The 12,359-nt window shown below is 42.0% G+C and carries 12 protein-coding genes; 6 read left to right on the plus strand and 6 right to left on the minus strand.

Translation table 11 applies throughout. From position 1 onward, the window contains the following. Positions 1–2: 2 nt before the first annotated feature. The 4 genes from FKX85_RS10950 to FKX85_RS10965 all read right to left on the minus strand — a co-directional run bounded on the left by FKX85_RS10950 (position 3) and on the right by FKX85_RS10965 (position 2,307). Positions 3–764 (minus strand): MBL fold metallo-hydrolase, encoded by a 762-nt coding sequence (locus FKX85_RS10950; protein WP_141614771.1) that lies wholly within the window; start codon positions 762–764, stop codon positions 3–5. Positions 765–875: 111 nt separating this feature from the next. Then, positions 876–1,154: a hypothetical protein gene (locus FKX85_RS10955; RefSeq protein ID WP_141614772.1), complete on the minus strand. Its 279-nt coding sequence runs from the start codon at positions 1,152–1,154 to the stop codon at positions 876–878. 20 nt (positions 1,155–1,174) lie between these two features. Next, positions 1,175–1,558: a response regulator gene (locus FKX85_RS10960; protein WP_141614773.1), complete on the minus strand. Its 384-nt coding sequence runs from the start codon at positions 1,556–1,558 to the stop codon at positions 1,175–1,177. A 2-nt stretch (positions 1,559–1,560) separates the two neighbouring features. Then, entirely contained in the window at positions 1,561–2,307 is a 747-nt protein-coding gene (locus tag FKX85_RS10965) for an Hpt domain-containing response regulator (RefSeq protein ID WP_141614774.1), read from the minus strand. Positions 2,308–2,358: 51 nt separating this feature from the next. Between FKX85_RS10965 and miaA the strand changes: the two genes are divergently transcribed. Further along, a complete protein-coding gene (gene miaA, locus FKX85_RS10970; RefSeq protein ID WP_141614775.1) occupies positions 2,359–3,276 on the plus strand; it encodes a tRNA (adenosine(37)-N6)-dimethylallyltransferase MiaA in 918 nt (305 codons plus the stop codon). On the opposite strand, the gene FKX85_RS10975 is transcribed toward miaA, so the two are convergent. Both FKX85_RS10975 and pfkA read right to left on the minus strand, forming a co-directional pair. Next, positions 3,261–3,593: a hypothetical protein gene (locus FKX85_RS10975; RefSeq protein ID WP_141614776.1), complete on the minus strand. Its 333-nt coding sequence runs from the start codon at positions 3,591–3,593 to the stop codon at positions 3,261–3,263. The two genes, miaA and FKX85_RS10975, sit on opposite strands and share 16 nt — an antisense overlap. A gap of 2 nt (positions 3,594–3,595) precedes the next feature. Further along, entirely contained in the window at positions 3,596–4,570 is a 975-nt protein-coding gene (pfkA, locus tag FKX85_RS10980) for a 6-phosphofructokinase (RefSeq protein WP_141614777.1), read from the minus strand. 332 nt (positions 4,571–4,902) lie between these two features. On the opposite strand from pfkA, the gene FKX85_RS10985 reads away from it, so the two are divergent. The 5 genes from FKX85_RS10985 to FKX85_RS11005 all read left to right on the plus strand — a co-directional run bounded on the left by FKX85_RS10985 (position 4,903) and on the right by FKX85_RS11005 (position 12,358). Next, positions 4,903–7,992 (plus strand): T9SS type B sorting domain-containing protein, encoded by a 3,090-nt coding sequence (locus FKX85_RS10985; protein ID WP_141614778.1) that lies wholly within the window; start codon positions 4,903–4,905, stop codon positions 7,990–7,992. A 32-nt stretch (positions 7,993–8,024) separates the two neighbouring features. Further along, positions 8,025–8,969, plus strand: coding sequence for a PorP/SprF family type IX secretion system membrane protein (locus tag FKX85_RS10990; protein ID WP_141614779.1), 945 nt, complete (start codon positions 8,025–8,027; stop codon positions 8,967–8,969). A 215-nt stretch (positions 8,970–9,184) separates the two neighbouring features. Beyond that, on the plus strand, positions 9,185–10,225 hold the full coding sequence (locus FKX85_RS10995) for an NAD-dependent epimerase (RefSeq protein ID WP_141614780.1): 1,041 nt from the start codon (positions 9,185–9,187) through the stop codon (positions 10,223–10,225). Positions 10,226–10,328: 103 nt separating this feature from the next. Further along, positions 10,329–11,375, plus strand: coding sequence for a dTDP-glucose 4,6-dehydratase (gene rfbB, locus FKX85_RS11000; RefSeq protein ID WP_141614781.1), 1,047 nt, complete (start codon positions 10,329–10,331; stop codon positions 11,373–11,375). A 179-nt stretch (positions 11,376–11,554) separates the two neighbouring features. Then, the gene (locus FKX85_RS11005; protein ID WP_141614782.1) at positions 11,555–12,358 is read left to right on the plus strand and encodes a polysaccharide biosynthesis/export family protein; all 804 of its coding nucleotides are present in this window, start codon (positions 11,555–11,557) and stop codon (positions 12,356–12,358) included. The last annotated feature ends 1 nt before the right edge of the window (position 12,359 follow it).

Below are 12,359 nucleotides of genomic sequence, written 5' to 3' on the forward strand. Positions count from 1 at the left end.
GGTTATAGGCTGATGGTAAGGCCGTCATAGGCCAAGAATACATTGTCAGGTAATTTGCTTTCCACGTTTTGTTGGGAACCAAGCTTGTGGCTGATGTGGGTGAGATAGGCTTTTTCAGGTTTTATGGTGTCAATGAGCTCCAGTGCTTCGGAAAGGGTAAGGTGGGAAAGATGTTCTTTTATTTGAAGGGCGTTTAGCACCAACACTTTCGTTCCCCTTACTTTTTCCAGTTCTTTTTCCTCAATGTGTTTTGCATCGGTGATGTAGGTGAAATCTTTTATCCTATAGCCAAAGACAGGCAGTTTATAATGCATTACCAAAATAGGCGTAAATGTCGTTCCAAGCACTTGAAAAGGTTCGTTACTGATTTCATGGGTGACCACCTGTGGGACTCCTGGGTATTTTTTAGGAGTGAAGACATAGGAGAATTCCCGTTGGAGCTGATTTAGGACAGCAGGAGTGCCATAGAGGGGCATGTCTTTCATCTGCATAAAATTAAACGGTCTGATATCATCCATGCCAGCGGTGTGGTCTTTGTGCTCGTGGGTATAGATGATGGCATCTAATTTACGGATACCTTCACGAAGCATTTGAGCCCTGAAGTCGGGGCCTGTATCGACTACGAAACTATTGTTGTCTACTTTTAGGTGGATGGAGCTTCTTAGCCTTTTGTCCCTGAAATCGATGGAACTGCACGTTTCGCATGTACAACCGATTACTGGGATTCCTTGTGATGTTCCTGTTCCTAGAAAAGTAACTTTCATTTGTTTTTCGTTGTTCTTATATCTACAGTTTTCTTGTGCTGTAAAAGAGAAGAGGAGGTGATCATAAACACAGGAGGCTAGGTGCTCCCAGGTACAGGTGGAGTTTGATGATCAGAGCTTCAGTTCGGTTTGCTGTAGCTCGGTATAGAAGTCTTGGTTCTTTTTGTTTTTAAATTCCTTAGGATTAAAATCAAGCTCTTTCAGGATATCTATTAGGGTGTTTATCTTCCCTTCTAACGTGTAATATTTATTGATTATTACGACTTTGGTGTCTTTTAAGATACAATAGCCTGACTTGAAGTTCCCTTTTTCATACCGAAGCATATAATCCGATTCAGCAAAAAGGCTTTCTATTTTGTCCAAATAATTTTTTGTGTACTTTATTGCCATCAGGAAAATCCAATAAGGGGTTATTTTGGTCCAAGGTGTTTTTTGACCGTGGATAACAGGAGGTCGTAGTCCAGTGGCTTTTGAAGGTAGTCATTGAGTCCGGCCTGTTTGAAATCCTCCATGGAGTAATTTTTATAATTGCCTGTGATGGCTATGACGGGAATAGCAGCTTTTTTAGGGTCATTGAGTGCCCTGATGGCCTTGGTACATTCGATACCGTCCATTTGAGGCATATTTATATCCATAAGGATTAAATCATAATCTGCCTCTGCCAGTTTATCCAGAACTTGTTTACCATTTTTGACTGCGGTAATTTCGTAATTTTCAAACAGCAGAACGTTTTTAGTCAGGTTGATGATCACCGAACTATCTTCAGCTACTAAAACTTTTTTGTTCTCGCTCATTTTTAAGATAGGTTGTTTAATTCTTTCAAATGCGATTTGAATACCTTGAGTTGATCTTGTAACGTTAAATAATCTTCAATAATACCATTATATTCTGAGTCTTTTAATTTTTGTTCCAAAATACTGGAGTGCTTAAACAATATCCTTGCTCCTAAGGTACCAGAGTTTCCTTTTAATATATGAAGTTTTTCGGCAATTTCTGAATAATTCCCCTGATCAATTAACAATTTGATTTCATCCAAGAGTGTCTGGCCTTCATCAAAAAAGTCTTCATACACTGTTTTGATGTCTTCACTTGTATTGTATTTTTTTAGTTGGTCGTATACTTTTTGGTCAAGTATATCTTGTTCGTTACTTGACGGATGATCAGAAGGGTTCAAGGATTTTTTGTGTAAGTGATTGCTGATGCTTTCCAGAAGGTCCTTTGGTTTTACGGGTTTATCGATAAAGTCGTCAAAACCTGCCGATAAAAAATAGTCACGGTCTGTTTGGTCAGAATAGGCCGATATGGCAATGACCGGGGCAGCGGTAAGTCCTTCGGATTTAATGATTTTTAGTGCTGTGATGCCATCCATTACGGGCATTTGGATATCCATTAGGATAAGGTCAAACCTTTCACATTTTATTTTATCAATAGCATCCTGGCCATTTTCTGCGGATGAAAACGGGAAATTGTGACAGATGATGTTTTCAAAAACTTTTCTGTTCAGATTGTTGTCGTCTACTATTAATATCCTTTTGTTTTCCATGACCTAATCCTCTAATTTTGGGCCATTGGTTCCCTTAATTTATGTGATGGTTTGTTGATAAAAAATAATAAATATCTTCTTGTGGTAGCTGGTCCTACAGCAGTAGGAAAAACTGATTTGTGCATAAAACTAGCTAAAAAATTTAAAACCGCTATTATATCTTCTGATAGTCGGCAATTTTATAAAGAAACGGACATTGGCACAGCTAAACCCTCCGCTGCTGAAATGCAGGATGTTCCTCATTATTTTGTAAATAACTTGTCCATTCACGATGATTATGATGTAAGGAAGTTTGAAAAAGATGCCCTGTTGGTTTTAAATAATTTATTTGAAATGCATAATGTGGTCATCATGACGGGAGGCTCAGGGCTCTATATAGATGCCGTTTGTAATGGATTCGATGAGATTCCAGCTATCGATCCAAGTATTAGAAAATCCCTTAATCAATTGTATCAGGAAAAAGGAATCACTGCTTTGCAGGAAAAGCTCGCGGAATTGGATTCAGATTATTATAAGCAGGTGGATGTCAATAATCCGCAGCGTTTGATCAGGGGCTGCGAGGTGACTATGGGGACAGGGAAGCCTTTTAGTAGCTATCGCAAAAAAGAAAAGGTCAGAAGGCCCTTTCAGGTGATCAAAGTGGGGCTGCAGCGAGAGCGGCAAGAACTCTATCACCGTATTAATCTGCGGATGGATCAGATGATTGCAGCAGGATTGTTTGAAGAAGCAGCAGGATTGTATCCGCAGCGTTACTTAAATGCCTTGCAAACGGTCGGGTATTCTGAAATATTTGGCTATTTGGATGGGGAGTATGATAAAGAAGAAGCTGAAAGATTGCTCAAAAGGAACTCCAGAAGGTATGCCAAAAGACAGATGACTTGGTTCAGAAGAGATGAGGAAATACAGTGGTTTTCCCCTGATGAGTATGAAAGAGTGGAGGCCTATGTGGAGGATCAAATGACCCGTTGACCAGTAAGTTTGGCCACCAGGCTATAGGGCTTAGTCTGGACCAATTCATTGTATTGGTGTTTGAGTAGTTTGATTTGGCCAAGTTGGCGCTTGAAGGTTTGGGCATCAGGATGGCCGGTGACGAGAAGGGATTGAATGTCTCTTTCCAGTACCGTAATATCCCCAGTTTTATCAAGGGGTTCCGCTACAAGTTTTTGCTGAAGCCCTAGCAGAGCAGCTTTATATTGTTCCTTTTTTTGGTTGATGCTATAACTGACCACCATGCCAAAGAGCAATATAAAGCCTGCTAAGGTGAGTAATATTGGAATAAACCCCATGTTTAGATACTTAAGATTTCGATAAGTTTTAGGGTGTCTCTATTTAAGGGTTTGTTTTTGGTGATACAGTCTTCAAAGCTGGTGTAGGCCACTTCGTCATGGATGATACCGGCCATGCAATTGGCTTTACCGCTCATAAGGCCTTCCACTGCAGCCATGCCGCACCTACTTGCGAGCATCCTGTCTTTTCCGGTAGGGCTTCCTCCTCGCTGGATGTGTCCAAGCGTAGTGACTTTGAAGTCTTTCGTGTCGTCATCGATGATGTTTTTGACCTTCTCCATGATTTCAGCAGCACTGCCTTCTTCATCACCTTCGGCCACTACGATGACGCTGGACGTTTTGGTTTTACGAGAGCCTTTAAGTTTCTCTACTACTTCATGAAGGGTGGTTTTGGTTTCTGGTACCATTACCATTTCCGCTCCACCTCCAAGGCCACACTCTACGGCGATGTAACCGCTGTCCCTACCCATCACTTCGATAAAAAAGATACGGTCGTGCGCTGCAGCAGTATCCCTGATTTTATCGATTGCTTCCAAGGCAGTATTAATGGCCGTGTCAAATCCGATGGTAAAGTCAGTGCCATAAATATCATTATCTATCGTGCCAGGGCATCCAATAGTAGGAATTCCATATTCCTCATAAAACATCTTGGCTCCGGTAAAAGTACCGTCTCCACCTATGGCGACAAGCCCTTCGATCCCGTGTTTTTGTAATTGTTCGTAGGCTAGTTTCCGACCTTCTTTGGTGCGGAATTTTTCACTACGGGCTGATTTAAGGATGGTACCTCCACGCTGGACAATATTGCTTACAGCATGGGATTCCATTTTTTTAATCTCGCCATTGATCATGCCATCGTAGCCGTACATAATTCCGTACATTTCCATTCCATGGAAAATCCCGGTACGGACCACAGCCCTGATGCAAGCATTCATGCCAGGCGCATCTCCTCCCGAGGTTAATACAGCAATTTTCTTCATCGGTTTAATTATAGGTTTTAATAGTGAGCCAAAATTAAGCATTAATGAATGGAATAGTAATTAAATGGATAAATCTTTTAGCGTGAACGCTATCCTTTGCATGAGATTTAGGCAAAGGTTGTGTTTGAATTAAACTGGTTAAAAATACGATTTTTTGGTCATTTTTTTTGAGATATCAAATGCTTTATTATATTTGCTTTTAACCAACATAGTAAAATTTTATTTCATATTTTTTAAATTCATATAAATATAGTTTTGTGTCTTTGAGCCCTATTTATATGGATTTTGTAAAAAATATTAGCTGCGTTAATTGAGACCAGACACGAGAACATATGATAAGAACACTACTCTTTTGCATTATTGGGGTAATGCTATATGGTATTGCCTACCCTTTTTCTGGGGGGGCTGATCCCGGAGCTGCACCAGTAATTAACACTACTCCAGGTTTTACGGAATTTGAGCCTGGCGAAGGCGCTGTCACTATTGATGGAGAAGTTTCGGTGACAGATGAGGACTCGCCAAAAGCCGCTAAGGCAATGGTGAAGCTGACCAATCTTCCGGATGGAGGCAATGAATTTATTACCATTGCCCCTGATGTGGTGGACTTGGCCAATGATAGTGGCCTCACGGTAAATTATAATTTTACCAATGGGGAGCTGACCATTACCGGCGAGGCGGATTTTTCCCTGTACCAACGGATTTTTAGGGAACTGACCTATAACAATGTATCACGCTTTCCTGATACGGAAGACAGGGTGGTGTCGTATACCGTTTTTGATACAGAAGGTAACCAAAGTGGGCAACAATCCAGGATTATTAAGATCAAAAATGTGCCTGCTGTCATTACCGAACTAACACCGGTGACAGACGGGCTTTATGGTATTGGTGATGAGGTATCAATTGTCCTCTCCTTTAATAGACCCGTATGGGTAAATGACGGTGTGCCTGAATTAACCATGCAGATAGGGGATGAGGCCGTACCTGTTATCTATACCTCCGGCTCTGGATCAAATGAGCTGGTCTTTAGCTACACCGTGAAGGAGGGGGACCTGGATGATGATGGAGTGGCTTTTACAGGTGAAGTGAATGTGACAGGAGCCAGTATCATGGACAGTGAGGGCGAACCAGCGGATCTTACTTTTGACCAGTTTCCCAATACTTCAGGTATCCTGGTGGACGGTATCCGTCCAGTGGTTTCACAAGTGACTTTGCCGGAAGATGGTACATATTCTGTCTGTGGGGCTAATAATATCTTGGAGTTTTCCCTGACCATGAGTGAGCCGGTGACGGTAAAAGCCTCTGCAGTTTTACAAATTGTGCTGGATTCAGGTGAAATATCGGTAACCTTGGACACCGAGAAGAGCAGCTCTGAAGAATTGGTGTTTTCATACGAAATAGTTTCAGGTAATGTGGACGAGGACGGTATTGTGGTAACCACATTACAGTTGGAGGAAGAAGGGATCCTGGACCAGGCAGGGAATAGTTTGGTGGATTTTAGCATGGACAATGCGGAGATCCCAACACAGAACAATATCATCATTGATGGAACGGCGCCATCACCTCCCCTGGTAACAGGGATCAATCCTGATACAGGATCTTCTGATGGCGACCAAATTACAAATACATCATCCATCACCATCCTGGGGACAGCTGAACCCAACCTAGCAGTCAATCTCCTCGCCAATGATGAAAAAGTAGGCGAAGTGACTGCAGATGAGAACGGGGCATGGACGTTTGATGCAACTGACCTGGCCTGGGAGGAAGGGCGATATGAGCTTTCTGCCGTCGCGGTAGATGGCGCTTGCAATGCCAGTGAGTCAAGCAGCAAACTGATGCTAACAATAGACCTAAATGGCCCGGCAATCACTACCGTCAATCGGGAAATTAGTTTAGGGGAGAATGGAGAAGCATCGATAGCAGCAAGTGCATTGGTGGAGACTGTTAGTGATAATTTCTCTTTATCAGATGAAATTGTACTTGCCCTGGATACCGATGTGTTTACCTGTGAAAACTTGGGCGAAAATGAAGTGAACGTTATGGCCACGGACATAGCAGGTAATGTGACTGAGACATTGGCCTTGGTGACGGTGACTCATAGTGAGGCACTTTCATTTGTGGTGGAGGACGTGGAGGTTTCCTTGGATGAAAATGGAGAAGCTGAAGTTTCCCATGCTGATTTGGTGACAGGGATCAGCGGAACTTGTTTGCGTATGGATGACTTCAATTTTGAATTGAGCAGGTCAAGCTTTGACTGTTCAGATTTGGGAGATGTTAGTGTGGATATTTTGGTAACTGGAGAGCAGGGATTTACAGAGACGTTGACCGCATCTATAAAAATAACGGATGACACTGCGCCCCTCATCACTGGAACGGAAGAAAATATTGACATCTATGTAGATGAAACCGGCGAGTATGTATTAGGGGATTACCTAGAGGTGTTGAGTATTTCCGATAACTGTACAGTGGCTTTGCAGGTCCAGCTTCCAGCTGAAGGTACGGTACTCAGTGGGTATGAGGCTCCCCATCCTGTGAAAATCACAGCAGTCGATCAGGCAGGAAATGAAACTGAGTATGAATTCACTATTACGCTAAAAAGCAATATCATCGCTTCACTGATTGATCCTGAAATACTGACGGTGAGTTGGGGGACAGCCCTGGAAGACCTGCCACTACCGACACAGGTAGAAGCGGTACTGGTTTCGGGAGCTACGGCGATGGTTGAGGTGGTTTGGGATATTCAACATTACGACGAGATGACCCCCGGGATTTATCAAAATGCCGGTGCCCTGAATTTGGGAGACAACTATAGCTACGACGGTGACCAACAGCCCAATCTGACTATTATGGTAAATGAGAAGTCGCTGCCGGAAGATATATTGCTAAGTAATGATGAGTTTTCCGTAGAGGATGACCCTAACGCTCCACTGGGCATATTGACTACAGTCGATGTGGACGATGATCAGCACACTTATGCCCTCACCGGCGAATATGAGGATGAGCAGTATTTTTACATTTTGGGGGATAGATTGTTTTGGACACCAGCAGGGATGCCAGATGGCCAGCAGGAATTTACCATTACGGTCATCAGTACGGACAGGATAGGAAATAGCATTTCCAAGACATTCACGATTACACGATCAAAACCAAACTTAGATGATCTAAATATCAGTAATGTATTCAGCCCAAATGGAGATGACATCAATGACGACTGGGGAGTGCCTTCATTAAAGTTTTATGGGGATGTCAAGCTAATGATTTTTGAGCGAGGTGGTAAGATGGTTTTTGTATCCTATGATCCAGGAGAACGATGGGATGGCAGATATGAAGGAAGTGACTTGCCTGTCGGAGCATACTATTATGTGATCGAATTGGGAGATGAGCGACAGAAGCGACGTGGGGTGTTAAACCTTATCAGAAACTAATTCCAATAGTGGTTACTATGAAAAGCAACAACATGAAAAAGCTCATATTTATATTCCTATTCGTAGCCATGGTTTTGACCCAAGGATACGGACAGAGCAGAAAGTATTTCAGTTATTTTAGTTCCCTTCAGAGCTACTATAGCCCCGCGTTAGTTGGACTGGAAGGAAGTAGTGCCAGGAGTATTGTCAGAAATCAATGGGGTGGCATTGACGGTGCTCCCAAGACGGTTTATGGAAGCGTGGAGGGTGATTTTGCACATTTGGGAGGAAATGATAGTGTGCCGTCCATAGGGCGGAATGCCATAGGACTTTCTATCATGTATGATAAGCACGGTGCCTTTACAGAGACAGAACTGGTGCTCAATTATTCCAATCGAATTAGGTTGTCGGAAAAACACCATTTAGGCTTGGGGATAGGTGTCAAGTATCAAAATACCGAGCTGGATGGAATGTCGTTAACTCCAGAACAGTCTGATGACCCTTCACTCTCCAGGTATTTGGGGGGCTTTGCAGAAATGAAGTTTTTGGACTTTAACTTTGGTCTGGCCTTGAGGCATAAGCAATACTATATTGGGTATGCAGTTCAAAATATCGCTGCAGGGAAAATTTCATCGGGGGATGAGTTTTACATCGATCGCCCCATGAGTCATAATGTCCAAGCGGGATACAGGGGGCAAGCGAGTGAGAATATTGGCTTGGTCGGAAATGTGCTTTATCGTATACAGGAAGATTTGCCTTATAACGCTGAGTTCAATGTGAAAGCACTGTTTGTGGATCGTGTCTGGTTGGGCGTAGGGCACCGGGTAGATTATTCGACTGGATTGCAAGCAGGATTTTTGATGAATCGCGTCAGTGTAGGGTACAGTTATGAGATGGCTACACAGCGGCAATCGAGAATGTACGGAAGCACACATGAGTTTATGGCATCTATTAGGCTCTTTGATCACTATGGGAAAGGAATTTTCGGTATTTGGTAATACCTGTATTTTTAATCAAACAAAAAAAACGCTCCAATGTCAGAGCGTTTTTTTTATATTCGCATATTAAAAGGGTGCAAATGTATTAGAAAGCGCTTGATGTAAAAAGCATTTATTTTAATGTTTAATGCTTTTTATTATATTTGTTTTAATGTTTGGACAAGTGATTTGAAGAAATGTTCCATTTGGAGCCTAAAAGATAAAGGAAAGAGAATATGAGATTTTTAGTAACTGGAGTTGCTGGATTTATTGGGCATGGCTTATCAAAAAAACTTTTGCAGGAAGGGCACCAGGTAGTTGGTATTGATAGCCTTAATGACTACTATGATGTAAATCTCAAATTGGCCAGGCTAAAGGACCTACAAATAGATGTGTCCAATATCAGTGAGCACCAAAAAGTAGCTTCTACGGATAATAGATGCTTTGAGTTTGTGAAGATGAAGCTTGAAGATGGTGTGGAAATGATGGCACTTTTCGAGGCAGAGCAGTTCGATATTGTGGTTAACTTAGCTGCACAAGCTGGAGTAAGATACAGCTTGGAAAACCCGAGAGCTTATGTGGATGCCAATATTGTAGGTTTTTTGAATTTACTGGAAGCATGTAGGCATCACCCAGTAAAGCATTTGGTTTATGCTTCGTCCAGTTCTGTGTATGGTACCAATGAGAAGATGCCCTTCTCCACTTCAGATAATGTGGATCACCCAGTTAGTTTGTATGCAGCTTCAAAAAAGTCCAATGAATTGATGGCGCACACATATAGCCATCTGTATGGTGTCCCGACGACTGGACTGCGATTTTTTACGGTCTATGGCCCATGGGGGAGGCCGGATATGGCCTTGTTTATTTTTACAAAAGCCATCCTTGAAGGTAAACCATTGAAGGTTTTTAACTATGGTAAGATGAAGCGTGATTTCACTTACGTGGACGACATCGTGGAAGGCGTTTACCGTACCTCCTTGGTTCCGCCTGCGGGAAATCGGACAGCTGAAAATGATGGACTTTCCAATGCCCCTTACAGGCTGTTCAATATTGGGAATTCCAAATCGGTGAATCTTATGGATTTTATCCAGGCCATAGAAAAAGCTACCGAAAAGGAAGCGGTACTGGAAATGCTTCCGATGCAGCCAGGGGATGTTCCTGCTACATATGCTGATGTTTCAGCCCTTTCTGAGGTGACCGGCTATAAGCCCAATACACGTGTGGAGGATGGGGTGACTAATTTTGTGAAATGGTATAGGGATTATTACCAAGTATAGTGAAGAGTGTTATGGTATTGTTTTTGGTTGTTGTAAATTTGTTACTGGGTTAGCCCTGTAATAAAGTAGCTAACCTTATGTTAAAAGCACATACCTACATTCCATGCAGAAATCAATTTTAATTACCGGTGGAGCTGGCTTTATTGGAAGTCATGTCGTTAAACTATTTGCCACTAAATATCCCGATTATACTATCGTAAATCTAGATAGCCTGACGTATGCAGGAAATCTGGAAAACCTAAAAGAAGTAGAAGGAAAGGACAATTATCACTTTGAGAAGGTTGATTTACTGGATGAAAAAGGGCTGGAAGAGGTATTTGGAAAATACCAAATTACCGATGTGATCCATTTGGCTGCAGAATCACATGTGGACAGGTCTATCTCAGATCCATTGGCATTTGTAAAGACCAATGTCATTGGTACGGTGAACTTGCTGAATGCCGCCAAGTCTGCCTGGGAGGAATTGGACGGACATTTGTTTTACCATGTGTCCACTGACGAAGTTTATGGATCACTGGATGATGGGGGATTTTTCTTGGAAACCACTCCTTATGATCCCCAATCACCTTATTCTGCTTCTAAGGCATCTTCTGATCATTTTGTCAGGGCGTATACCAATACCTACGGCATGAAGACTGTCATCAGTAATTGTTCTAACAATTACGGTCCCAACCAGTTTCCGGAAAAATTGATCCCACTTTGCATCAACAATATCAAGAACAAAAAATCCCTGCCTGTATATGGGAAAGGTGAAAATGTAAGAGACTGGCTCTATGTGGAAGATCACGCGGCAGCTATTGATATTATCTTTCATCAGGGAAGATCAGGCGAAACCTACAATATAGGTGGATGGAATGAATGGAAAAACATTGATATCGTAACACTCCTTTGTGAGATAATGGATAGAAAACTTGGTAATGAAAAAGGAACATCTGCTCAGCTGATCTCTTTTGTGAAAGACCGGGCAGGCCATGATTTGAGGTATGCTATAGATGCCAGTAAACTGGAAAAGGAATTGGGATGGAAGCCTTCTCTGCAATTTGAAGAGGGAATAGAAAAAACGGTGGATTGGTACCTGTCCAATGAAACGTGGCTGAAAAGTGTAACCTCTGGAGATTATCAGAATTACTATGATAAGCATTATGAATAATAATTTTTTTAAGTAGAGATTGATAAAAAGGATGGTTGAATATGTTGTTCGACCATCCTTTTTTGTTGATGCTGTTTGCGTCGGTTCATATATGATATATGCATTTTCATAACTTGGATATTTGAGTATATTTGGTATAACATAGTAGACTAACCAATATAGTACAATCCTAGTTTTGAATGAATAAATTGCTATTTGCTATACCTATAGCACTGTTAATGATTTCGTGCGTAAGTAATAAACGTCTTAATTATTTACAGAATTTACCTGAGAACGAACCAATTGATCTGGATGAATTTATTCCATACGCAGCGGTGGATTATGAGTATATTCTTCAGCCTTTTGATATTGTGGATATTGATTTTGCTTCTTCCGATGAAGAGCTGACCAAGGTGTTTGAATATCAAGGGGCACGGAATACCCGCGGATCTGGTGGTGGAAATAACGGTGGAGACCCTTATTATTTTACAGGATATTCCATTGACAAGGACGGAGCGGTGAGGATTCCGAAACTTGGTAGGATCACGATTGCAGGACTTTCGGAGGAAGAGGCACGTGCAAAAATCGAAACGGAAATCAATCAGTATTTTAAGGAAGAGGTTTATGTGAGGTTGAGAATTGGGGGGATAAGGTTTACCACCATCGGAGAATTCAATAGTTCGGGTACCAAGGTAATCTATAAAAATAGGGCCACTATATTCGATGCCATCGCTTTGGCTGGCGAAAGTGATATCCTTGCCAAGAAAAATGAACTGTTTCTAATCAGGCAATACGATGGAGGAACCAAAATCCACCAGATCAACCTTAACGATCGGGCATTATTAGCCTCGCCGTATTATTTTATCCAGCCCAATGATATTCTCTATCTACAGCCGATGTCCATTAGGCAGGTAGGTGATGCCAATAACCTTGCCACCACCTTACAGCTCGCTATTGGTCTAGTGACGGCAGTGTTATTCTTTGTTGCCTTAACGAAAAACTAGT

The sequence above is a fragment of the Echinicola soli genome, from assembly GCF_006575665.1.
In the GTDB taxonomy this organism is placed as follows: Bacteria; Bacteroidota; Bacteroidia; order Cytophagales; family Cyclobacteriaceae; genus Echinicola; species Echinicola soli.